Raw genomic sequence first — 23961 nt, 5'->3', positions numbered from 1 at the left:
ATTAAGCATTGGTTCTAGCATCTCTTTGTTGTAACATAATCCGCAAACTACCATCTTTAAGCTGATCAATTGAATAAACTTGCGTGCCTACGACAAAAAACCACTTGGGTACTAAATTAACTTTCTTAAAATTTTCCATATCCTTTTGCCATTCAAAACCTAGAATTATCTGATTAAATTTAGAGAACTTTAGATTCTGTTCCTCTAATAATTCCTTGATTTCTGCTCCTGATTCAACAAGTTGTGGAGAAGATAAATCGGTAATATTTACCCCCAAAACAATCAAAGGCATCTGCAATTTTTCTAATTTTAATTGATTATATTGGGAAACGAAGTTCAATTTACTAGCACCATAATCCGGTAAGGTAGGATCCGAAAAGATAGGCATCCCCGCTAAAAAACGACGAAAAATGAGTTGATTATTATGATCTGAAAAAACTCTTATATCTTTCCCCCAATAATTAAACCGTTCACTTAGCTCAAGACTCTTGAGCAATAAGTCCCTTTGAGTAACTAGATCCTCTTCATTTCTTAAACGAAGGTTATTTTGGTTATTATGGTGTGTCACCGTCATAATGTTTGTATCGTCATCAATCATCAAACTACTGTTATAGGTATGATATGAGCGCACATTGTTCAAGTCCGGTTGAGTTATATCAAAATTAGCCCCTTCAAATACAGGATCAATAAAATTATTTTCTGGTACTTTCTCTAATGAATAAACTTGGCTTGGAGAAGCAAGTGATTCTTTAGGTAAATAAACCGTATCTCGATTAATATCATATTCAAGCATTTCAATCCGATCCTGTGATCCGGATTCAATGGCAGAAAATAATTTCTTATTATTAATTGAAGGGTTAATTCGACCTTCTAAAAACGATTTATTGATAGAATCCACAAAGTAGACTCTTCCAGTTTGATCTTTAGGTAAAATAATTCGATTCACTTTAAATTGGGTAGATAACCCCTCCGGTATTTCTACCATATCTTCTAACAAAGATAAAGATAATTTTGTTAAATATATAAATTGGATGTGATTCTTACTCATTATCTCATCTAATTTAATGGGATCAATTTGAGGCTGATTATTGGTCAATTCCAAAATCGTTTGATCAGTTAATTCATGAATTTCTTGAATAACTTGAGATTGGTATGCGTGATAGTACTTACCTGCCTCTTTAATGATTAATTGGTAGGGCGCTACTATACCAGCAAGATCTAATTGGTGGGTTTGAAAATAGGGTTGATCAATGGTCACCTCTCCAATTTGCATATCTGATTTCGGAAAATCGCTATACTTCTGATAAAGTGTTTTAAAAGCTTGATTATTAATTAAAAAGTATGAAAAGACAATATTAATGAAAATTGCCAGTACCAAACAAACTGAAATCCAAAAACGCTTTTTCATTAGGTTTCCTCCCAATCATCTTCAAATTCAAGCTCAGTATATGGAAGAGAAAATAAGAAAGTTGATCCTTTATTTTCTTCACTCTTGACCCAAATTTTACCGCCATGAAGCTCAATCACTTCTTTAGAAATAGCTAATCCTAAACCTGTTCCACCTTGTTGACGCGATCTAGCCTTATCTACGCGGTAAAAACGGTCAAAGAGGTATGGAAGATCCTTTTGTGGAATTCCGAGTCCAGAATCTTGCACACTAAATACCACGTGATCACGATAATCAGCCAAGGTTACAACAATTTCGCTTCCATCTGGGGAGTATTTCATAGCATTATTCATCAAATTATCAATCACCTGTGTAATACGGTCTTGATCAATTTCGACATATATTTCTTTTCTCGTCAATTGGCGTATTATTTTATATTTTGGTTTATCTTCACTCTCTAGAGTAAACTCTGCACGGTCCAAAATATAATTAACTAAGCGTTTGAAATCTACATATTCAAAATTAGGCTTTACCTGGCCGCCGTCTAATTTAGATAAGTCTAATAAATTACCAATCATCCGAATCATTCGATTACTTTCCGATTGAATTACTTCTAAAAATTCAGGAGCGATCGTTTGATCTTTCCATGCCCCATCAATCAAAGCTTCTGAATAGGACTTAATGCTAGTCAAAGGCGTTCTTAATTCGTGGGAAACATTCGATACAAAATCACGACGTTCTTGCTCATTTTTTTCCTGTTCCGTTACATCTTGAATGACACATACTAACCCTGTAACAAAACCTGTCTCACGTCTAATAACAGAGAATTCACATTTCAGAACCGTTTTTATTCCATCATTGAATTTATTAACTAAGACTTCATGGTCCCCTTTTAAGAATTTAGCCAAGGTATAGTTTTCATCAATACCTAATATTTCTAAGATAGGCTGTCCTACGGCTTCATTTTGATACATGCCTAGTAATAATAAAGCACGATCATTGACTAAAAGAATATTACCCCTACGATCTGTTCCAATGACCCCGTCGGTCATGTGGCGTAAAACACCATCTAGACGCTGTTTTTCAGACTCCGTTGATTCTTGAGCATCCCTGACTTTAACAGCGAGATCATTGATTGTAACGGCTAAATCGCCTATTTCATCATGGCCAAATACTTCGGCCGGAAAATCATAGATTCCTTCTGAAATACGCAAAGCTTGTTGTCGCATATTTTCAATAGGAGTTGTTATCCCTTGAGAAAGAACAAAAGCTAGGATAAACCCTGCCAAGATAGCTATCAAAATCGCCCTTAAAAAGAGATCTGTTACTTTTTCTCTTTGCTCATTCATTCGATCCATTTCTGTTCGCACAGCGATGGCTCCCAACATAATCGTCCGATCACCTTTGGTTGAAAGAATGGGCTTAACCACATGGTAGGGCTGTTGAAAACGAATAAAATAATCGTCTTCTAAAGGACGTTGATTGATGAGAACATTACGCACAAGTTCATCATTCGTTCTGGTTCCGATTGAAGAACGCTCAGCCAAATCATTAGTAGCAAGCAAATAATCTTGTGAGTTGACTATTTGAATTTTTGTAGCATAAGTGGAACTGAAAGAATCCAGCGCCTGTTCAAGGCGCTGGTTTCGGTTTTCTGTAGTCAGTTGCTGGTCTTCTAAAATCGGCACAACATTATTTGTAAGAAAATCGATTTGAGTGTTGATTTGTTCCTTCATTGCTGTAACGCTTTGTGTTTCTAATTGATCAATAAAATAGATACTTACAAATTGAAAAACAATAACTAAAATAACCACAAATAATAAAGGAATTTTAACATAAATCGATTGAATCCATGAAAAAGATCGATTCATTAAATTGCTCCCTACTCCTGTTCTGGGTTCTTAAGAAAATAGCCTACTCCTCTTCTAGTAATAATATAGGTGGGATGGCTTGGTAGGTCTTCTATTTTTTCGCGCAAGCGTCTAACAGTCACATCTACTGTCCGCACATCGCCAAAGTAATCATAGCCCCAAACTGTTTCTAACAGGTGCTCACGTGTCATTACTTGACCAATATGCAAAGAAAGATAATGTAATAATTCAAATTCGCGATGGGTTAACTCAATCTCTGTCCCATTCTTTGAGACGATATATGCATCTTGATGAATCGTCAAATCGCCCACTTCAATATCATTAGTTTGAGCGGCTTCCAGTTCTTCTTCTCGTACGGTATTGCGGCGAAGATTTGCCTTAACACGTGCAATTAACTCACGATTGGAAAACGGTTTTGTTACGTAATCATCTGCACCTAATTCTAAGCCTAACACTTTATCTATTTCCGAATCTTTTGCAGTGAGCATAATGATCGGAACAGAACTGGTCTTTCTAATCTCACGGCAGACCTCCAAGCCTTCGATTTTAGGTAACATCAGGTCTAAAAGAATAAGATCTGGTGATTTTTCGGCAAACTTTTCAAGAGCTTCTTCGCCATCATAAGCGGTTTCTACTTCAAAACCTTCATTTTTTAAATTAAATGTTATTATATCAGAAATTGGTTTTTCATCGTCTACAACAAGAATTAATTTCATGCTGTTTCACTCCTTATCTCCTCCTGAGTAATATAAAGCAAAATCAGGCAGGATTATTATTTAGCGTGCGACTCATTTTTTCTTCTAAGCATATTATACCTTTATCATACAAATAGTCAAAAGACGAACTTGATGTTTTGTGTACATTTCTGTTTAAAATTCAGATGTTTCCTTCTCTTTACGAATCATTAATAACCCATCACCTAATGGAATTAAGCAGGATCGATGGTTCTTAGATGGCAAGACTAATTGAAGTAATTCATTAAGTTTGCGGTGAATTTTCCGAACCCGTTTAGGTATCTCCTTTTCATCGTCTAAAATTGTACCCCCTTGAAAGACGTCATCAATAATTAATACCCCTCCCATTTTTAATAAACGCATACATTCAGGCAGGAATTCAATATACTTTGCTTTAGCTGAATCCATAAAGATTAAATCATAATTTCCTGTCAAGCTTGGTAAGATATCGGCTGCATCTCCTTCAAGCAACTCAATCCGATCATTAAGATCTTGTTTGGCAAAATTAGCTTTTGCTCTTTCATACATTTCTGGATATCGGTCAATAGTGGTCAAGTGCCCTTGGGTTTTTAAGTGCTGAGCCATTAAGCTGGCTGAGAAACCGATCGCTGTTCCAATTTCCAGAATCTGTTGAGGTTGAATAGTAGCGCAAAAAAAATCGATAAATTTCGCTGTCTCATGAGGAATAATTGGAATCCCTCTCTCATTCGCGTAAGCTTCTATTTCAGCTACCTGGCCTTGAAAAGGCAATTGACTTTCTCGCATAAATTTTACAACCGTTTCCATCACAACTGGACGATGCATCATTTCATTTAACATATTATCTTCTCCTTATAAATAAAAAATGAACGAGAAGGTCTTATCCACTCGTTCACTTATGTTTATATTACTTTTTTTCCGAATCCATACTATAATCATTATCACGACGATCACTATCATGCTCAAAATCATAGAGGCTATAATCCGTTTCCAAAGCATAAGCTGAATCATGGGTCACTTGAATACCGCGAATCCTTCCGCTTTCAACGTTACTTGTTGTTAACACATAATCATTCATCCTTACTGAGATCCGCTCATCATCATCGGGAACATATCCGATAACTTGAATCATTAAGCCAGCGATCGTGTCGACTTCTTCTGAGTCTAAGTCTTCATCAAAATAATGGTTGTACTTTTCTAAAGTCATGACGCCATTTATATAATAATTCATGTCATCAATCTTACGAACTACAGTCGCAGTTATATCTGATTCATCATTAATGTCGCCTACAATTTCTTCAATCAAGTCTTCAAGTGTCACAATTCCTTCTACACCACCATACTCGTCCCGCAAAATGGCCATGTGGGTCTCCTCGCGACGGAATTCAAGCAGTAAATCATCGATATAAGCAGTAGAAGGGACAAAAAGAGGATCATTGGCAATTTCTAGAAAATCAATCTTATCAAAACCTTGTTGGCTAGCTGTTTTCAATAGCTGTTTTACGTGAAGAACGCCGATAACATTATCTTTACTCTCTTCATAAATAGGTAAACGCGAAAAAGGGCTATCTAAAATTGTTGCTAAAATCTCATCATATTCATCTTCGATATCAATCATTTGAGTATCTGTTCGAGGGACCATCACTTCTCTAGCAAGTTTAGAATCAAGAGATAGGACCCCTTCAAGCATCGAATATTCCGCTAAGTCGATTGTTCCTTCTTGTTGACTTTGGGTTAAGATCGCTACCATTTCTTCACGAGTAAATTGATCATTATCTGCATTAAAATCGATAGGCGTTAACCGCTTTAAAAAGCCAGTAGAAACCGATAACAAAGCCACAAATGGAGTGAATAATTTTTGAACCCACTCAACGATCGCACTCGTAGCCATAGCTACTTTATCTGGCATTTGCAAAGCAATCTGTTTAGGATAAAGTTCCCCTAAGACTAAGGTGACATATGAAAGCAAAACTGTAACAATCACTATTGAAAGAGTATGTGCTCCCGGGAAAATAGGAATCCACTTTGCAATATAATCGGCAAAGCTCGTTGCAGCTGACGCACTCGAAAGAAAACCAGCCAAAGTAATCGCTACTTGGATTGTGGCTAAAAAGTCATCTGCATTATCAATCAGTCTCAGCACCCGTTGAGCTTTTTTATTTTGCTCTTCTTCGGCTAATGTTCTCATCCTTGATTGGTTAATTGAAACAAAGGCAATTTCTGCTGCAGCAAAAAATGCATTAATCGCTGTCAAACACAAAATTAAAACCAGTTGCGATATCAGTGAATTCTCCGAAGAGTCCATAGTTAAGTTCATTTCTCCTTTTTCCATTTAAAAATTTCGACTACTTTTATAATAGGTAATTTCAATTTAAAAAGCAACACTTTATCTTAATAGAACCCAGCGAATTATTAAAAAGCTATGAGAGATTGATTGCGCAAATGAATAACTATGATAAAATAAAGAGTAACGGCTATTGAATAGCCTAATAACTTCTAATGAATTGGAGTCACTCATGATTGAAGAACTTATGAAGCCAAAAAATACCATTCTTACTCTACCAGAAACATACACTTGCATGGAAGCAATTGAATTGCTAGAAAAAAACAATCTCCGTTGTGCCCCCGTTGTTGACGATAGTCAATCAATTTTTAGAGGTAATATTTATCGTTATCATATCTATCAATATAAATTTCATCATCCGGAAGCAGATTTAAAGGTGATGCCTGTCACTCGTTTTCTGAAAAATACGACTAAGGTTATCCGTATTCACCATTCCATTTTAGAATTATTCTTTGCCATCAAGGACCTCCCTTATGTTGCAGTTCTAAGTCAGGAAAACACCTTTATGGGGATCGTCGAGCACACTAGGTTTCTCAATTTTTTAAATCAAGCCTGGGATATGCCAGTAGTAGGATATATTCTTAAAGTAGAAGCGCTAGGCCAAAAAGGAGACCTCGCTAAGATTGCTCGCTTAGTGAATCGCTATTGCGATATTTCTTCTTCAATGACGATTGATAAGACAGAATATAATAATCGATCCTATATTCTCTTTCAAATCCATCAAGATACAAGTCGTCTTACCTTTCAAAACCTAGTTCAAGATCTCCAACGTCGCAAATATTCAGTTGAACAGTGGTTTATTTAAAAAGAAACCTAGTTCAGAGAATCATTGCATCAAGCAAGATATCTGAACTAGGTTTTTTTATTCATGATTAGGAAAATACGGGTTACTGTGTAATTCTTCTGCTAAAAGAGTCGGATTCCCATGTCCTGGATATAGCATAAATTCTTCAGGCAAAGTCATGATCTCATGATGAATGCTTTCCATTAATTGTTGGTGGTTTGCATTAGGTAAATCCGTTCGTCCCACACTTCCTGCAAAGACCAGATCACCAGAAATAGCAAATTCATCATCATCAAAAAGATAGATGACATGTCCGGGGCTATGCCCAGGCGTATGCCTCACCTTAAACTTGAAGTTTCCTAAAGACACTTCACCCATTGTTTCCCAGATGTGTTCTGGTTTCCGCTGGGAAATAGGTTCCATAGTCATTGAAGATAAATTTAAAGTTGGATCCTCCAAAAAATCAGATTCTAAAGCATGGACATAGACCGGAATTTTGTAATACTCTCTTAACTGATCTAAGCCACCAATGTGGTCAAAATGACAATGTGTTTGCAAAATTGCTGTAGGTTTCCATGCATTACCGTCAATCCATTTAATTAACTGGTCAGCTTCTGCACCTGGATCAAAAATTAATACTTCTTTATTAGATTGAATTACAACATAAACATTTTCCCGCATTGGTCCAACTGTTTTCATAGCTACTTCTAACATATTATCCTCCTATATATAAATTCGAGGGACTCTTTCACTGATACAAGTTAACATTTCATAAGAAATGGTACCTGCTATTCGTGCAAGCAATGAAGGGTGATTATAATATTTACCATCTTGACCGATTAAAGTGACTTCTGTTCCAAGTGGAAATTGCTTAGGTAAACGGATCATTAATTGATCCATATTGATAACCCCTAACACAGGACATGCATGCCCTTCTACCAAAACAGGTATTTGTGAATATGCTCGAAGCCATCCATCCGCATAACCAATTGGTATTGTCCCAATCCACTCATCTTCTTGGCTTACATAACTAGCCCCATAAGAAATACAGGTGCCCTTTTCAACCTTTTTGACATAAGATAATTCAGTAATTAATTGAAAGGCTGGTTTTAGTTTAAGATCTAATTGAGATTCTGTATTACGAACTTCGCTAGGAGAGAAATGATAGTCTGCTAACTGTTGGTCAGAGACCAAATCATTAGGTACTGTATCACGACTGTTTAAACCATATAAAGAAATACCTAAGCGAATAATATCCGATTGACCGCCGATCGCTTTGTAGAGACCCATAGCAGAATTATCAAAATGTCTTAAAGTTACCGAAGCTGGGATTAAATCGACTAACTCTTGCCACCGATTCCATTGAAAATCAATATAGCTTATAGGGCCACCTCCAGCGGTTGAAAAGTGGGTGAATACCCCTTGCCAGTCTACCCATGGAAAGGCCTGAATTCCATCTACGAAAGCTATCACTTCTTCTTTTGTTCGTAAACCAACACGTGACATTCCTGTATCTAACTTCAGATGAACTTTTAACTGTCTATCTTTAAGTAAGGTTTCTTGTTGATTCTTCTTCAGTTGCTCTAGGGCGAGCATAAAAAAACTCAAATCAGACACCGTGACGGTCAAATCATAGTATAAGATTTCTGCAATCCCATAAGGTAAAGTTAAGCCCATCACTAAAATAGGGATATTACTAATACCCGCTTTACGTAATTGTATGGCTTCATCTACTGTTGCGACACAAAGACCGGTCACACCTGCTTCAATAGCTGTTTTAGCTACAGGGATAGCACCATGACCATAGGCATTCGCTTTGACAACAGCATATATTTGCTGGTGGGACGCTTTTTTTGTCTGATAGAGCTGGATATTATGTTTAATATTTTCTAAATTTACAACTGCTTGAGTTGGACGATGTTCACTTGCTCGATACATTTTGTGACTCCTTAAGACTGATTAATAAATTTTAGATATGCTTGATCAATTATTTCTTGCTCACAGTCAATAACTACCATAGCAGTTGCATAGGCATGACTGTGACTAATAGATATTTTAACTGCTTCAACTATTGGCCCTTCAACCAGCTTAGGCCGGCCCATAGGATCATTCAAAATCGTTAAATCAGTAAACCTTAAGCGACCGATTCCTTTTCCAATAGCTTTAGCATAGGCTTCTTTAGCAGAAAAGCGGCCAGCCAAGTAAATGAGCTGCCGCTGGAAAGGGTATTTATCAAATACTCGTAGTTCTTGATCTGATAATATTTTATTGGGAAAAGCTTTATGTCTATCTAGGGCTTTAGCGATCCGATCAATTTCTACAATATCAATTCCTATCTCCATCTTATAACCTCAAATTTTAACGCTCTTTTTTCTTCATTTTAAAGTTTTTATTGTTAGACCGTGAATAATTCGATTTATTGCCTTTAGAATATTTATTTTGTGACGATCTGCCAGACTTCTTACGATAATTATCTCGGCTGCCACGTTTTTTTCGATCTGCATTTGGTAAAGGTTTCTGCGGTGAAATCGAAACAGCCACTTCTCTACTTTCAGAGACGATTTGGCCTAATAGTGCTGCAACTAAATCTTCAGCTTCAAAATTCGCCAATAATAATTTAGCATTTTGGCGGCTTTGATCCACTTGATCTCCTTCTAATTGATCATTAATTTGTTCGATGATCTGGTGAATTTGACCTTGTTGAGCTTCTTGAAGGGTCGGTGGTTTCATGGGTTGCATCTGTTTACCTACCAATTTTTCGATGGTTCTTAAGTATGGCATTTCAGTCGGCAAAACAAACGTTAACGACATACCCTCATTGCCTGCACGCCCTGTTCGACCGATTCGATGAACATAAGACTCAGGATCTTGAGTAATATCATAATTGTAGACATGAGTTACTCCCGAGATATCCAACCCTCTAGCTGCCACATCTGTAGCAACTAAAAGTTCTACATCACCTTTTTTGAAGGAATTAATTACACTCGAACGTTTCTGCTGGGTAATATCCCCATGGATGACTTCAGCATTGTAGCCTCTTAAGTTTAGGCCACGACCAACTTCATCGACACGTTTCTTAGTTCGACAAAAGATAATCGCTTGCTTAGGCATTTGAACATCGAGAAATCTTGATAAAGCATCAAACTTTTCATCGTCACGGCATTTTGCATAATATTGCTCGATCAAATCAGCAGTCACATGTTTTGTTTCAATATGAACATGGGCTGGAGATTTTAAGAATTGATCCGCCAAGTTACGAATAGCTGGAGGCATGGTCGCAGAAAAAAGTAAAGTCTGTCTTGCTTCGGGAGTTTTAGAAACAATAGACTTGATATCCTCAATAAAACCCATATTTAACATTTCGTCGGCTTCATCTAGAACTAATGTTTTTACATGTTCTAATTTCAAGACTTTACGATTAATTAAGTCTAATAAGCGTCCAGGTGTGCCTACAATTACTTGTGGCTTATTGCGCTTAATTCTTTCAATCTGTTTACCAATTGGTGATCCGCCATATACAACATAAACACGTGAGCGAACGCCCTTGCCCAATCTGAATAATTCTTCCTGAACCTGAATCGCCAACTCTCTGGTTGGTGCTACGACTAAGCCTTGAATATTATCATGGTTAGTTTCTAACTTATTTAATAGAGGCAGACCAAAGGCTGCAGTTTTTCCTGTTCCCGTTTGAGCTTGACCGATCAAATCGCGGCCCTCAAGTGCAACAGGAATTGCTTTCTGTTGGATTGGAGTCGGCTCCTCAAAGCCTAACTCATCAAGTGTTTTAACTAATCGTTCATCTAATTTTAAATCTTTAAATTTCAAATAATTCTTCCTTTTCTTTAGTTGATTAGAATTTTAACAAGGGACTGGGTATTTAACCCAGCCCCACTATCATCTGCTTATAAAGTTTATTTAAACCTTATGGTTGATCATTGTGTTTCAATTCCGGTTAACGCCGTCACAACGCTTAGTAAGTCAACACCGAAGCTTGACTTAACTAGGATGACATCTTCATTTGATGTCTCCTTATTAAGAGCGTCTATCAAACGTTGATGATCTGCTTTTTCATAAAATAACTGTTCCGTTGCAAAGGTCTTTTGCAGTTCTTCATATAAGAAAGCCATCTGGTCGCCAAACAAGTATACCTTATCCAACACACTTACGTCCAGTGAATCTTTTAAATTGCGGTGATATTCTTCACTTTTAACCCCTAACTCCCTGATATCACCTAATACAGCAATTTTACGTCCTGTTCCTTCAACTTCAACATCCGCTAAAGTTTTTAAAATAGCACGCATCGAAGTTGGACTCGCATTATATGCATCATTTAGGAGTCTTGCCCCCTTTTTAGTGGTCAACCATTGAACACGATTGGCTGTCAGTTTGAATTGTGAGAGTTGAAAAATAGCTTGCTCAGTTGGAACTTCTAATAACTTAGCAATACTTAAAGCGATAAGGGCATTAGTTACATTATAGGCACCAATGATTGGTATTGAGCACAAAACATTCTCATCAATATTTGTGCGAAAAAATGTTTTATTGTATTCTTGATTAATTGCGTATGCATAGAAATCAAACTCTTCTTGGAAACCAAAACAAAAACTTTGTAGCTGCTTTTTCTTTTTTTTCAGCTCAGATTTAATTAAAGGTTCATTGCCTGGGTATAAGAAAATGCCGTTTGAAGCCAATCCGTCTAGAATTTCTAATTTTGCTTGGGCAATTCCTTGACGACTACCTAAGAATTCTAAATGGCTTTCACCGATAATCGTGATGACTGCAATATCCGGCTCAGCGATTTTACTTAATCGACTAATTTCTCCAAAATCACTCATCCCCATCTCTAAGACACATACCTGCGTATCTTCAGGCATTTGCAATAGTGTATAAGGCATACCAATTTCGTTATTATAATTCCCTTGTGTTTTATAGACAATATATTTTGAAGTCAAACTCATAGCTGTCATATCTTTAGCCGTCGTTTTGCCATTACTCCCGGTAATTCCAATCACTATAGGTTGGATGAGGTGACGATAGTAATTAGCTAATTGGTGAAAAGCCAGTAAGGTATCATTGACTTCAATGACAATTATTTGATCATGGGGAGCTTCCTCCATTGGACGTGACCAAAAGCAAGCAACCGCTCCATTTTCAATCGCGTTTTGAATATAATCATGTCCATCTGTTGTTCCGCCTACCAAAGGTACGAAAAGACTCCCCGCTTGAACTTTACGCGAGTCAAATTCTACATTAGAAACGACTCGATCTAAGACAGAGTGATAGTCTGCTTGATTAAGTTGCAACGTTTTAATAATTTCTTTAATTTGGATTGCTTTCAAACGATCGCTCCTTAACTTTCAAAACTTTTCATTTGCGATCTTGTCTTATGACGACTCAAACCTAATTGGATCAATTCTTCGATTAAATCCCTATACTCTAACCCGGTCGCCTTCCACAAACTTGGATACATTGAATATTGCGTAAAGCCTGGCATAGTATTCAACTCGTTGATATAAACATCATGATTTGAAGTCACGAAAAAATCAGCTCTTGCTAAACCTGAACCGTCGATTACTTGATAAGCCTTTTTTGCATATTCTTGAATCTGCTCACATAAACTTTCTGGTAGTTGAGCTGGAATTTCCATCTCTACTGTATTGTTGATATATTTTTCAGAATAATCATAGAAGTCCTGCGTTTTAACCAAACGGCCCACACAAGAAACGTGTATATCTTCATTCCCTAGTACTGCCACTTCGCATTCATCTGCCGTAATACCTTGCTCAACAACAATTCGACGATCGTATTTAAGGGCTTCTTCAACCGCTTTAATGAGTTCATACTTATCATGAGCTTTTGAAATCCCAACACTAGACCCCATATTTGCCGGCTTGACAAAGAGTGGATAAAGCAAGGTTCCCTCTGCTTTAATAATGAGGCTATCTTGTTGATTTTTCCACTCCACATCATCAAAAGAAACATATGGAACTTGTGGTATGCCTGCTTGGGTAAACAGAGCTTTAGAAATAATCTTATCCATTCCATTTGCTGAAGCGGTTATACCTGCACCTACATAAGGCATACCGAGAACTTCCACAAAACCTTGAACCGTACCATCTTCACCATTAGGACCATGTAAAACAGGAAAAACAATAGCTTCCTTTTCTTGAATATCCCCTGGTCTAATTAAGATACCTTTGGAAGGTGCATTCGTACTTGACCATTCCATTTTTTCTGACTCTTGAAAAATTAATTGCTGGTCCCCTATAGAAGGCTCTTTCATTTCAGGTCCTTTAATCCATTGGCCTTGTTTAGTGATATAGATTGGCTGCACAGTATATAAATCATACATAATCGCTTGGGTTATGTTATGGGCTGAAATAATGGATATTTCATGTTCAGCACTCTGCCCACCATATAATAAAATTATCTTCATTGAGTTTCCTCCGTCTTATCTTCAAGCTCTTGGTTCAAATTTTCGATTCGCCATTGGCTGCCTGATTCTTGATAGATTATCTGACCAACAGCATCTTTACGATCGAAATTTCGGGTTAGATAGGTCAATTCATCCTCAATTATATATAGTGGAATACTCCAAGCATCTATTTCCTTAATTGCTTGTCTAAAATCAATTTTTAAACCACTCATGAATAAAGGACTCAACTCTTCAACCAAGTTAATTGGGATGGGTTGGACTATTTTCTTCCGTCTTGTCAACCAATGAATATTTTCATTAATCATATTTGCTACATGCTCACTTAATGATCGCGCAAACCGCCCATAAAAATGAGACATATGTCGGTAGTATGTTTTATTCAAGCCATTCGACATAGTTAAGTAGACATAATTATTTTGTAACTTATAAAAGAAAGGTGACCTCAAGGCTTTATTTGCGTGAAAAAGGTAGAGCAATTCTGAAATTTCAACAGGAGTTAACTGATGCATCATTTCAATACTGTCAAAATCAATCCAATTAGACATGCGACGACCTTCTTTTTGACAAAGTTCAAAATAGTCTAACACTTCTGTCTGGTTGCGAAGTATTTTAAAGTCGGTTTGAACATCAAACCGACCAAACTCTTCAGGCGCATCTGCTAAAATAATGTTCTGGGGTAAATATTGACGATTAAAATCGATCGTTTTTAAAGTGATTCCACGAGTCATAAAGTAATTTGTTACTGCGTCGTAATGAACATAAAGATTAATTCGACTCATTCTCTACCTCCTTTCCAACAAAGTTCGATACCTCACATTCTACTCTCTTTAATTTTCAATGCAAAGGCTTATTTTAAAGAAGGTAATCAAATTTTAATTAAAAGAAACTTGTGGGGCTTGGCGAGCAGCTTCAGGAGCTTCCAGATAAGCTTTTTCATTGAAACCATGAACACCAGCTACGAAATTATTAGGAAATACTTGAACCTTCTCATTAAAGGTTTGTACACTTGAGTTATAAAGTTGACGTGAAACAGCTATTTTATTTTCTGTGTCCTCAAGTGTTCGCTGTAATTCCTGAAAATTACTATTAGCTTTTAAATCAGGATATTGTTCCGAGACAACGAGTAAACGTGATAAGGCCGAAGTTAGTTCGTTTGACTTATTATTAATCATTTCAGGACTTGCATCCGATGGTAAATTAATAAGTTGTTGCCGAGCTTGAGTTACCTTTTCGAGTGTTTCACTTTCATGTTTTGCATAACCTTTAACTGTTTCAACCAAATTAGGTATTAGGTCATTCCTTCTTTGTAATTGAACATCAATCTGGCTAAAAGATCCTTCAACCCCATTACGAGCTTTAATTAAATTATTATAAACTCCTACCCAAAATAACGCCACTAATACTATCAAACCTAATAGAATATACATAAACATACATTAGCACTTCCTTTCATTTACTTACATTATAAGCCATCACACAGAAAGTGTGAACATAAACTTAATTTGAATGGACGAATTGTGTCTTGGGGAATTTAAAAATAAAACACAAGCGTTATAAAAAGCTGGAAAATATAAAGAGCGTTAGCGCTTTAACAAGCTAGCTGCTGCTTTATCCAATAGAACATATACATTGGGATGGTTTTGAAGAACACTTGCTGGTAAATCTGACGTAACAGGCCCTTCAATCATTCCTTTAACCGCTTGCGCTTTTTGAGACCCAAAAGCCATAACAATTATTTTTTTTGCTTTTAAAATACTCCCAATTCCCATTGTGATTGCTTGCGTTGGTATCTCTTCTTTCGAGTCAAAAAAGCGTTGGTTATCTTGGATGGTTGATTGGGTTAGCTGTACTAAGGAGGTTGGCGCATCTAAATCTGTTCCGGGTTCATTAAAACCGATATGTCCATTTGAACCTAGTCCTAACAATTGTAAATCAATGGGGTTTTCTTCAATTATTTGATCATATCGATTTAACTCCTCCTCAATACTTTGGGTATGCCCATTAGGTATATAAGTTGCTTTAAAAGGCTTGTCCTTAAAAAGATGCTTCTTCATATAATAAGCATAACTTTGTGAATTGCTCTCATCTAACCCTACATATTCGTCCAAGTTGATTGATACAGCTTTGCTGAAATCGATATCTGACTGACTTAACAACTCATATAAACGTTCGGGAGTAGAGCCGGTTGCCATACCAAATACATCAGCTCCTTCTTGTAGACTACTGCTAAATATTTCCAAGGCACGTAAGGATGCCTCTTCTGAGCTTCTATAAACCTCAACTCTCATAAAAATCCTCCTTAAGTATTATGCTTTTTCTTCTAAAATATTTTATCATTAATAATGTATTAAAAAAAGTTTCAAGAAACATGACATTTTTCTCAAATTGGCAACATTCAGGTAACAAACTACATAGATTAATTAAATAATGATAAACTAGCCATAACACAATGAAAAGGAGGGAGTACCAAAATGAATAAACAGACGAATACGACTAATAATTTTTCAGTGACTCTTCTATGTTTATTAATGATATTTGCTTCTTTTGTATTTGTAATGGGCTCCCCCGTAAATAATGTGCAAGCGTCTGGTTATTCCAAAGCATCACCACCTTCTGATTCCGATCAAATATTGGAAAAAGATGAGGAAGAGACCACCAATACACATGAGAGTAGTGAGGAAACCACTACAACTACCGAAATTATCGCCCCAACCCCACCCATTACTTTTAATCCAAATGAAGAAACCACGCAAACCAGTCGTCAGACTAGCAAGGATAATGAACCAGTAGAAACTACTCGGGTAACAACAAGAGAGCGTAACGGACAAGAAGATGATAATAATTCTAAACCAGAGCCAACTACCACCAGTCAAAAAATAGCGACTCCAACCGAAACTACTAAAGGTAAACCTCATTCTTCAAAAAACGGTTCTATCATTGAAGCAGGCAAATTGGTCGTTGTAAAAAAAGATGCAATTCCTTTAAATTATCTAGTTAGCAAATTTGCTACCCAGCTTTACAAAAATTCTAATATTATCCAAACCTTTTATTATCAAAGTGCTTTCCTTATCCGACACCTATTAATTATTCCTGATGCAGATATTTTAGGCATAGTGGATCATCAAATTCTCCGCTGGCTAAATTATTATATTGAATATTCCATCCAATCCGAAACTCATTAAATTCTTGTTTGCATAGTTAAGAAACAGGTGAAAGCCTCATTAAATTTTTAAAAAATTTATTTAATGACTCTATCCCTTGTATATTATTAAACGATCAATAAATTATCTTTATTTCTCAAACTTACCTATTTGGTTTAATATTACAGTTTAATATACATAATAGCTTGACCCATAACGGGTCAAGCTTTTTAATATTAATATATAATAAAAAAATTTATCTTCCTAAGTATACCATTCGGTAAAAAGATAGTGTATAATATCATTAAAATGATATATTGTAAGGAACAGTTTATAAGGAGGGTAGCTATGTACATTTCGAATATTAATTCAGCTTCTGTTAAGTTAGATGGTATTAAGTCCGAGAGAATCTCAGCTAGTCAAAGGTTTACAGTTAGTTCTTCAGATAAATTGGTTTTAATATATGTTCATAAAGGAGCAGCTGACTTTTTAGCCGGTGAGAAAATTGGCAGTTTTAAAAAAAGGGACATTATTATTTTAAATCCAAATCATTCCATTGAAATCCAACCGATTCGAAAGCTAGAATGGATACGGGTTGAAATTTCTGGCATTTTATTTACATCTTCTGCCGAAATTGAATCGATGGAGAATATCTTCATTGTAACTGACCAATCTCAAACGATCAAAAGTTATCTTGACCTTGCCTTATATGAATATAAACAACCTTTTAGAGGGTCAGAGCTTGTCTTAAGAAAACTAATCGAATGTGTGATGGTCCATGTTCTTAGGCATCACGAATTATCCATAAAAGACTCTTCTATTCAAGTTCGTCACCAAGAAATTGAAACAATCAAAGAGTATATTCGTGAACATTACTCTGAGAAAGTAACACTTGAACAGCTTTCTGACATTGTCAATATTAATAAATACTATATGATTCGATTATTTAAACAGCAAACTGGCTTGTCTCCAATTGATTATCTTATTCATGTCCGTTTATCGGAAGCAGAAAAACTTTTATCGCAAACTTCAATTACGATTTCAAAAATATCAGATATTGTTGGTTTTCATTCGCCCTCACATTTTTCTAAAACCTTCAAAGAAAGCAATCACATGACACCATCTGCGTATCGCCGTAAATTTTCTAATTTACATCAATAACAAAAGCTCTTCATGAAACAATTCATGAAGAGCCTTTTTTAATCGACGCCTCTGACTTCGCGAATGATATCAGCAATTTGATGCACATAACGATCAACTTGTTCATCTGTAGGAGCTTCAGCCATTACTCTTAATAAGGGCTCTGTCCCACTCGGGCGGACCAAAATTCTGCCTTCACCTGCCATTTCTAATTCTACGGATTCAATAACAGCTTTAACCTTTGGCTCATCTAACACAGTATATTTATCCCTTACACGTACATTTACCAATTTTTGTGGATAGATGGTTACTTCATCAGCTAATTCAGATAATTTTTTGCCAGTTTCTCGCATAACAGCCATCAATTGTACAGCCGTCAACAAGCCATCACCTGTCGTATTTAAACTTAAGAAAATAATATGGCCTGATTGCTCACCACCAAGCGTATAACCCCCTTCTCGCATTGCCTCAACTACATATCGATCCCCCACTTTAGTTTTAAGAGCAACCATTTCATTTTCTTCTAAGGCTTTGTGAAACCCAATGTTACTCATGACGGTTGAAACAATCGTATTATCGTTTAAGCGTCCTTTTTGTTTTAGATGTTTACCACAGATAAATAAAATTTTATCACCATCTACAATATTACCTTTTTCATCAACAGCAATGAGACGGTCACCGTCCCCATCAAAAGCAAGTCCTAGATCGACTTCTTTCTCTTTAACAAACACTTGCAATGCTTCAGGATGAGTGGAGCCTACTTGCTCGTTTATATTCAAACCATTTGGTCGATCACCCATGGTATAAAAGTCAGTTTCCAAATCGGCGAACAACTGATTAATCAAAGGAGCAGTCGCTCCATTGGCAGCGTCCACTGCCACTTTCAAACCATTCAATTCGACTGAAATAGTTGATTGTAAAAAGTTGAGATACTTAATAGTCCCTTCATGAAATTCATCGATTAAACCAAGTCCTTCTGCAGAGGGTCTTGGTAAATCATCTGTATCATTATCCAGTAGCATTTCTATCTCTTCTTCTTGCTGATCAGATAATTTAAAGCCATCTGACCCAAAAAATTTAATGCCATTATCTTCTGCGGGGTTATGTGAGGCGGAAATCATCACACCCGCTACTGCATTTTGTGTTTTTGTTAGATATGCAACTGCAGGAGTCGGAACAATACCTAAGTGCATGACTTCAATACCAACTGATAGAAGGCCCGCTGTTAAAGCCGATTCTAACATTTGTCCAGATATCCGCGTATCTCTGGCAACTAATACTCTTGGGTTTTCAATAGAGTCTGCATGTTGTAAAAGTACATATCCTCCACATCGCCCTAATTTAAAAGCTAGTTCCGGACTCAATTCCTGATTAGCAACTCCTCGTACACCATCAGTTCCAAAATAATTTCCCATTGTTTTCTCCTTTATTCTTCTTTTTGAGCGAATATTCTCGCTAAATATGATAAATAGTTGATCATTTATGGTTTTAACTTAACAGGTTCAATCGTAACTTCTACTTTCGCATCATTAAAACTCGCACTTGAAATACCACTTGGTAAATTTAATAAACCTACTACTTGCCCCGATTTTTTCTGATTAGATACATCGACAACTAATTCAACTTCTTTAATCTGATTCAGAACTTTTTGGCTACCGAATAGAGTCACCTTATCTTGACCGGTAATTGCATAGTGATAATTATTTTTTGTATTGTCCTCTCCTATGGCAGTAATTTTTAAAGGAAACTCTTTTGAGTTTTGAACGATATTTATTTGTGCTTTTATATCCATCGTCTCTGAATTGACGTCGAGAAGCTTCCCATCCTTATCTAAAATTTGTAAGCGGTAATTTCCTGCGAATGATTCCGCAACCGGTTGGTTAGAGCGAATACTAATGCCTGCAAAATCAATTGCATCAATAGCTTTTTGACTTCCCACTAACTTCACTTCTTTAGGATCAATATCTACCGATTCTACTTTATAGTCGGCTTCTAATTGAAGTGCTTCTAAGGAAACCTCAACCGGGGCTGTCACTACTTTCCGCTGCTGAACTTCCACTTTGACCTTCGCAGGTGATATTGTATAGGTGATTTCGTCAGGTAGCCCATCAATCAATAACTCTAATTCCTGATTACCAATATGTCCTTTAGTAATCTTCTCTGTTTGTACGATAATATTTTCGCGTGTAACCTGATTTAAAATATTTTTGGGTCCATCTAAGCGAACGGTGACATTTTCTTTGAGATCACTGACATAAATATCATCAGGACGATCACCAAGATACAAGGGTACATTGTAAAGTGTTTCTGAAGTATTAAAGCTGGAAGCCAATTGTGAATTTATTGCTGCATTACGAGCATTATTTTCATTGGTGACAAATGTATAAATAAATAGTGCAAAAACGAGCGAAATAATTCCTACAGCCCAATTTTTTTCAAAAAGCTTATTCATTTTTTTTACCTCCTTTACTTGACCGTAACATGGTAAGGAGGTTTTTAATAATGTGCGAATTCTCGTTTTCTTGATTATCCTTTTCTACTTCAGTGAAGAGGTACTTATTAAGTAATTCATGAAGTTCTTCTTTATCTACGTCACGATGAAGAAAATCATTTTTTACAATACTAATGGCTCCTGTTTCTTCTGAGACTATCAAGGTCAGAGCATCCGTCTTTTCTCCTAATCCAATTGCAGCCCGATGCCTAGTTCCTAATTCCTTTGGAATCAACTTACTCTCAGAAAGTGGCAAATAGCAAGATGCTGATGCAATTCTAAAATCCGTAATTATAACAGCCCCATCATGCAAGGGAGTATTAGGAATAAAGATATTAATTAATAATTGACTAGAAATTTCCGAATCTAATTTTGTTCCTGTACCAATATATTCTGCTAAAGAATCCTCCGCTTCAATTGAAATAAGAGCTCCAATCTTACGCTTAGACATGTATAATAAGGATTTTTTAAGATCTTCAATTAATTCTTCACTGGGATTACGTGAAGATTGCCTATTTCTAAAAAGGATTTTCCCTAGATTTTCTAGAACTTTCCTCAACTCTGCTTGGAATAAAATGATAAGAGCGACAACCCCCCATGAAATAACTTGTCCTAATATCCAGTCAATGGTCTGCAAACCTATTCCCTGGCTTAGGAATTTAGCAAATATAATTAAACCTATTCCTTGTAAAAGATTCATTGCTCGGGACTGTTTAGCATATCCAATTAATCGATAAATAATAAACCAGACAATAAGAATATCTAATATACTTACGAAAGGATGATTTCCTAGAAACTGGTTTAGCCACTCTAACATGCTCACACCTACTTTCAACTTAATTACTATTTTAACATAGTCTCAATGGTCAATGGCAATATTTATTTAACCACCTTTTGTCTTCTCAAAGTGAAATGATCTGGGACCGGATCAAAACCTCCTTTACAAAAAGGGTGACACCTTAGTATGCGAGAAATCCCCATTAACAGACCCTTTAAAGCACCAAACCGCTCGATCGCTTGAATTGTATAGTTTGAACAAGTGGGTGAATATCGGCAAGAGGGAGGAGTTAAGGGCGAAATTGTTCGTTGATAAAATTTAATCAAAGCAAGGAATATTTTTTTCATTTTTTGCCTCCGATCGTTACAATTATCATTCTCTTCTATTATAATAGTTTAAGTAGAAGATACCAAGTAGGAGGGGGAAAATGAACGATTTAGCAATTACAAAGCTGCTTTCTTCAATGAAAGAAACCAAAATCACACAGCTTTTAATCTCAGACCCCTTGTCGATTGAATACTTAGTTGGTTATTATACCGACCCTGGAGAAAGACTACTCTTATTATCCATAAAGCATAATGGTCAACTAGAATTGATCCTAAATGGGTTATTCCCAGCATTTGAGGAGAGGTCAAATTTAAGCATTCAACGCTACCATGATGGAGAACAAATAATCCCTAAACTAGCGCAGAACTTGTCTGCTGTTAAAATAGGTATTGACAAAAACTGGCCTAGCCATTTTCTGATTGAACTTATGGCCCACCAACCAAAATATGATTATGTTAATGGAAGCTTCCTTATTGATAAAATTCGAGCTATAAAAACCAAAGAAGAAATTGACAAAATGCGAGAAGCTTCATATCGCAATGATCAAGTAATGCAAGCTCTCATTCAAAAATTAGATGCACACACAACTGAAAATGATATGAAAGATCATCTTGCATTATTATATAAAGAATATGAATGCGACGGTTTTTCTTTTGAGCCGATCATTGCATATGGACCCCATGGAGCCGATCCTCATCACAGCACAGACGATAGCTTGCCACACGTGGGTCAAAGTGTCATTATTGATATCGGCTCCAGATATAAAGGATATTGTTCCGATATGACACGAACCATTTTTTTTGGAACAGTATCAAAAAAACATGAAGAAATTTATCAAACCGTACTTAGAGCTAATTTAGAAGCAATTAAACACGTTAAACCCGGTGTCTCTTTTGCTTCAATTGATTTAGCAGCTAGAAAAGTGATTGAAGATGCTGGATATGGTCCCTACTTTACTCATCGTACCGGACATTTTATTGGTAAAGATGTCCATGAATATGGAGATGTCAGTCAGTATAATAATGAAATTGTTCAAGCAGGTAATGTTTTTTCCATTGAACCAGGGATATATCTTCCAGGAGAAATGGGTGTTCGAATTGAAGACCTAGTGATCGTAACTGAAACTGGCTGTGAAGTAATTAATTTAGCTAATAAAGATCTCACAGTTATTCCTAACAGCTAAAAAACAAAAGACCCTTGAGGCTAGAAATTTTCCTAGCTTCAAGGGATTTTTAACGCTTAAATTAATCGTGTAATACCATTCCAGCATCGTTTAACCAGGCATACACTAAACCTATTACTAAACCTCCACCGATATAGTTAGCAATCCATGCCACAATCCATGCTGAAAGAACCGGTAGTAATTGAATAGCTTCAGCCTGATAATTGCTAAATGCAACTAAACTAAAGGATCCAAAGTTAGCCACAACGTGCTCATAACCTAAAAATACAAACATAAAAATTGCACCAAAAACAATAATAATTTTTGAAATTTCCTCTTTAGCTAGAAGATAGCCAAGGATTGCGATATTAACAAATATATTAGCCATGATTCCTTCTATGAAAATCAAAGCTAGATCTTTACCCAATTTTCCATTTACAGTATTTACAATAAAGCTTTCTGCGGTAAGATGACTAAAAGCACCTGTTTGAGCAACTAGGAAAGCAGCTAAAACTGCACCAACTAAATTACCTAATGTACAAAAAAGAAGAATTTTAACCGTCTTATTAGGACTAATAAATTTGTGGTATGTGCCTGCTGTTAAATACATCATATTAGATGTTACTAATTCTTGGTGTAAAAATAAAATAAATAAAAGTCCAAAGGCAAATAGGAACGAATAAACAAATTTTCCAAGATTTGGTGCACCAACATTAATATAATCTGCTGCGTAAACACCAATAGCAGTTGCGAATACTAACATAGCCCCCGCAAACATTGAACGAACAAAATAACGGCCTTTACTTTGTTCAAACAAGCCTACCTTTTTATTAACAGAAGACTCAATGATTTTGACAAACTGCGATTCATTTACGATACTTTCTTTCATTCTGTAACTCCTTCAAAAGTTATTTAATTTCCATTTTACAGTTTAGCTCTTTATCATTTTATTATCAAGTTAAAATAATAAAAAGGCTTAAATAATAAAAAATACTCCTAATTTTATGACAAAATAAAAAAGCCCCTTGGAAAGAATTAGAACTAAATCCTATCCAAAAAACCTTTAATCTGAATGTTTCATCACTATGAAAGCCACCTGCCGGGATTGAACCGGCGACCTCTTCCTTACCATGGAAGCGCTCTACCTGCTGAGCTAAGGCGGCGCAAAGATATTTATAAAAAAAAAGACTCCGCCAGTAGGGCTCGAACCTACGACATCATGATTAACAGTCATGCGCTCTGCCAGCTGAGCTATGGCGGAATAACTTTGATATGACACGCGTGGCAACGTCCTACTCTCACAGGGTCAAAGACCCAACTACCATCGGCGCTAAGAAGCTTAACTGCTGTGTTCGGCATGGGAACAGGTGTGTCCTTCTTGCCATCAT

The 23961-nt window shown here is 36.3% G+C and carries 23 protein-coding genes, 2 tRNA genes and 1 rRNA gene; 4 read left to right on the top strand and 22 right to left on the bottom strand.

What is annotated here, in order from left to right; all coding sequences use genetic code 11:
* Position 1 precedes the first annotated feature (1 nt).
* The 5 genes from HF969_RS03710 to HF969_RS03690 form a co-directional block, all read right to left on the bottom strand.
* A complete protein-coding gene (locus HF969_RS03710) occupies positions 2-1408 on the bottom strand; it encodes a hypothetical protein (RefSeq protein ID WP_090289667.1) in 1407 nt (468 codons plus the stop codon).
* Entirely contained in the window at positions 1408-3258 is a 1851-nt protein-coding gene (locus HF969_RS03705; RefSeq protein WP_090289668.1) for an ATP-binding protein, read from the bottom strand. The genes HF969_RS03710 and HF969_RS03705 overlap by 1 nt, the downstream gene beginning before the upstream one ends.
* Before the next feature lie 11 nt (positions 3259-3269).
* Positions 3270-3974 (bottom strand): response regulator YycF, encoded by a 705-nt coding sequence (yycF, locus tag HF969_RS03700; RefSeq protein ID WP_090289669.1) that lies wholly within the window; start codon positions 3972-3974, stop codon positions 3270-3272.
* Positions 3975-4127: 153 nt separating this feature from the next.
* Positions 4128-4811, bottom strand: a complete 684-nt coding sequence (locus HF969_RS03695; protein WP_090289670.1) for an O-methyltransferase — start codon at positions 4809-4811, stop codon at positions 4128-4130.
* Between the two features lie 67 nt (positions 4812-4878).
* The gene (locus HF969_RS03690) at positions 4879-6276 is read right to left on the bottom strand and encodes a hemolysin family protein (RefSeq protein WP_090289671.1); all 1398 of its coding nucleotides are present in this window, start codon (positions 6274-6276) and stop codon (positions 4879-4881) included.
* A 211-nt stretch (positions 6277-6487) separates the two neighbouring features.
* Here HF969_RS03690 and cbpA point away from each other — a divergent pair, with 211 nt between their 5' ends.
* Positions 6488-7120 (top strand): cyclic di-AMP binding protein CbpA, encoded by a 633-nt coding sequence (cbpA, locus tag HF969_RS03685; protein WP_090289672.1) that lies wholly within the window; start codon positions 6488-6490, stop codon positions 7118-7120.
* A gap of 57 nt (positions 7121-7177) precedes the next feature.
* On the opposite strand, the gene HF969_RS03680 is transcribed toward cbpA, so the two are convergent.
* From HF969_RS03680 to HF969_RS03640, 9 genes are all read right to left on the bottom strand, one after another.
* The gene (locus HF969_RS03680) at positions 7178-7813 is read right to left on the bottom strand and encodes an MBL fold metallo-hydrolase (RefSeq protein ID WP_090289673.1); all 636 of its coding nucleotides are present in this window, start codon (positions 7811-7813) and stop codon (positions 7178-7180) included.
* A gap of 9 nt (positions 7814-7822) precedes the next feature.
* Positions 7823-9037 (bottom strand): alanine racemase, encoded by a 1215-nt coding sequence (gene alr, locus HF969_RS03675; protein ID WP_090289674.1) that lies wholly within the window; start codon positions 9035-9037, stop codon positions 7823-7825.
* 11 nt (positions 9038-9048) lie between these two features.
* Positions 9049-9441, bottom strand: a complete 393-nt coding sequence (acpS, locus tag HF969_RS03670) for a holo-ACP synthase (protein WP_090289675.1) — start codon at positions 9439-9441, stop codon at positions 9049-9051.
* Positions 9442-9457: 16 nt separating this feature from the next.
* Positions 9458-10924, bottom strand: coding sequence for a degradosome RNA helicase CshA (gene cshA / locus HF969_RS03665; RefSeq protein ID WP_090289676.1), 1467 nt, complete (start codon positions 10922-10924; stop codon positions 9458-9460).
* A gap of 107 nt (positions 10925-11031) precedes the next feature.
* On the bottom strand, positions 11032-12438 hold the full coding sequence (locus HF969_RS03660; protein WP_090289677.1) for a UDP-N-acetylmuramoyl-tripeptide--D-alanyl-D-alanine ligase: 1407 nt from the start codon (positions 12436-12438) through the stop codon (positions 11032-11034).
* 11 nt (positions 12439-12449) lie between these two features.
* Positions 12450-13535, bottom strand: a complete 1086-nt coding sequence (locus HF969_RS03655) for a D-alanine--D-alanine ligase (RefSeq protein WP_090289678.1) — start codon at positions 13533-13535, stop codon at positions 12450-12452.
* Complete coding sequence (locus HF969_RS03650; protein WP_090289679.1) at positions 13532-14314, bottom strand: hypothetical protein; 783 nt, start codon at positions 14312-14314, stop codon at positions 13532-13534. Before HF969_RS03650 ends, HF969_RS03655 begins: the two co-directional genes overlap by 4 nt.
* A 93-nt stretch (positions 14315-14407) precedes the next feature.
* Positions 14408-14968: a LemA family protein gene (locus HF969_RS03645; protein WP_090289680.1), complete on the bottom strand. Its 561-nt coding sequence runs from the start codon at positions 14966-14968 to the stop codon at positions 14408-14410.
* Positions 14969-15115: 147 nt separating this feature from the next.
* Positions 15116-15823, bottom strand: coding sequence for a glucosamine-6-phosphate deaminase (locus HF969_RS03640; protein ID WP_090289681.1), 708 nt, complete (start codon positions 15821-15823; stop codon positions 15116-15118).
* Between the two features lie 183 nt (positions 15824-16006).
* On the opposite strand from HF969_RS03640, the gene HF969_RS03635 reads away from it, so the two are divergent.
* Both HF969_RS03635 and HF969_RS03630 read left to right on the top strand, forming a co-directional pair.
* Positions 16007-16717: a hypothetical protein gene (locus tag HF969_RS03635; RefSeq protein ID WP_090289682.1), complete on the top strand. Its 711-nt coding sequence runs from the start codon at positions 16007-16009 to the stop codon at positions 16715-16717.
* 306 nt (positions 16718-17023) lie between these two features.
* Positions 17024-17836 (top strand): AraC family transcriptional regulator, encoded by an 813-nt coding sequence (locus tag HF969_RS03630; protein ID WP_090289683.1) that lies wholly within the window; start codon positions 17024-17026, stop codon positions 17834-17836.
* Positions 17837-17874: 38 nt separating this feature from the next.
* On the opposite strand, the gene glmM is transcribed toward HF969_RS03630, so the two are convergent.
* The 4 genes from glmM to yidD all read right to left on the bottom strand — a co-directional run bounded on the left by glmM (position 17875) and on the right by yidD (position 21431).
* Positions 17875-19230, bottom strand: a complete 1356-nt coding sequence (glmM, locus tag HF969_RS03625) for a phosphoglucosamine mutase (protein ID WP_090289684.1) — start codon at positions 19228-19230, stop codon at positions 17875-17877.
* Between the two features lie 65 nt (positions 19231-19295).
* Positions 19296-20267, bottom strand: coding sequence for a CdaR family protein (locus HF969_RS03620; RefSeq protein WP_090289685.1), 972 nt, complete (start codon positions 20265-20267; stop codon positions 19296-19298).
* Positions 20260-21123, bottom strand: a complete 864-nt coding sequence (cdaA, locus tag HF969_RS03615) for a diadenylate cyclase CdaA (protein ID WP_090289686.1) — start codon at positions 21121-21123, stop codon at positions 20260-20262. The genes HF969_RS03620 and cdaA overlap by 8 nt, the downstream gene beginning before the upstream one ends.
* Positions 21124-21185: 62 nt before the next feature.
* Positions 21186-21431, bottom strand: a complete 246-nt coding sequence (gene yidD, locus HF969_RS03610; RefSeq protein WP_090289687.1) for a membrane protein insertion efficiency factor YidD — start codon at positions 21429-21431, stop codon at positions 21186-21188.
* 80 nt (positions 21432-21511) lie between these two features.
* On the opposite strand from yidD, the gene HF969_RS03605 reads away from it, so the two are divergent.
* Complete coding sequence (locus tag HF969_RS03605) at positions 21512-22594, top strand: M24 family metallopeptidase (RefSeq protein WP_090289688.1); 1083 nt, start codon at positions 21512-21514, stop codon at positions 22592-22594.
* Positions 22595-22655: 61 nt separating this feature from the next.
* Here the strand turns inward: HF969_RS03605 and HF969_RS03600 are convergent, their stop codons facing one another.
* The 4 genes from HF969_RS03600 to rrf form a co-directional block, all read right to left on the bottom strand.
* Complete coding sequence (locus tag HF969_RS03600; RefSeq protein ID WP_090289689.1) at positions 22656-23462, bottom strand: formate/nitrite transporter family protein; 807 nt, start codon at positions 23460-23462, stop codon at positions 22656-22658.
* A gap of 201 nt (positions 23463-23663) precedes the next feature.
* Positions 23664-23736: transfer RNA gene (locus HF969_RS03595), tRNA-Thr, on the bottom strand.
* A gap of 25 nt (positions 23737-23761) precedes the next feature.
* A tRNA-Asn gene (locus tag HF969_RS03590) sits at positions 23762-23834 on the bottom strand.
* 18 nt (positions 23835-23852) lie between these two features.
* Positions 23853-23961: ribosomal RNA gene (gene rrf, locus HF969_RS03585) — 5S ribosomal RNA — on the bottom strand; the annotation flags it as partial.

The sequence above is a fragment of the Facklamia miroungae genome, from assembly GCF_012396555.1.
In the GTDB taxonomy this organism is placed as follows: Bacteria; Bacillota; Bacilli; order Lactobacillales; family Aerococcaceae; genus Facklamia; species Facklamia miroungae.
This window is presented reverse-complemented; position numbering and strand designations above follow the sequence as displayed.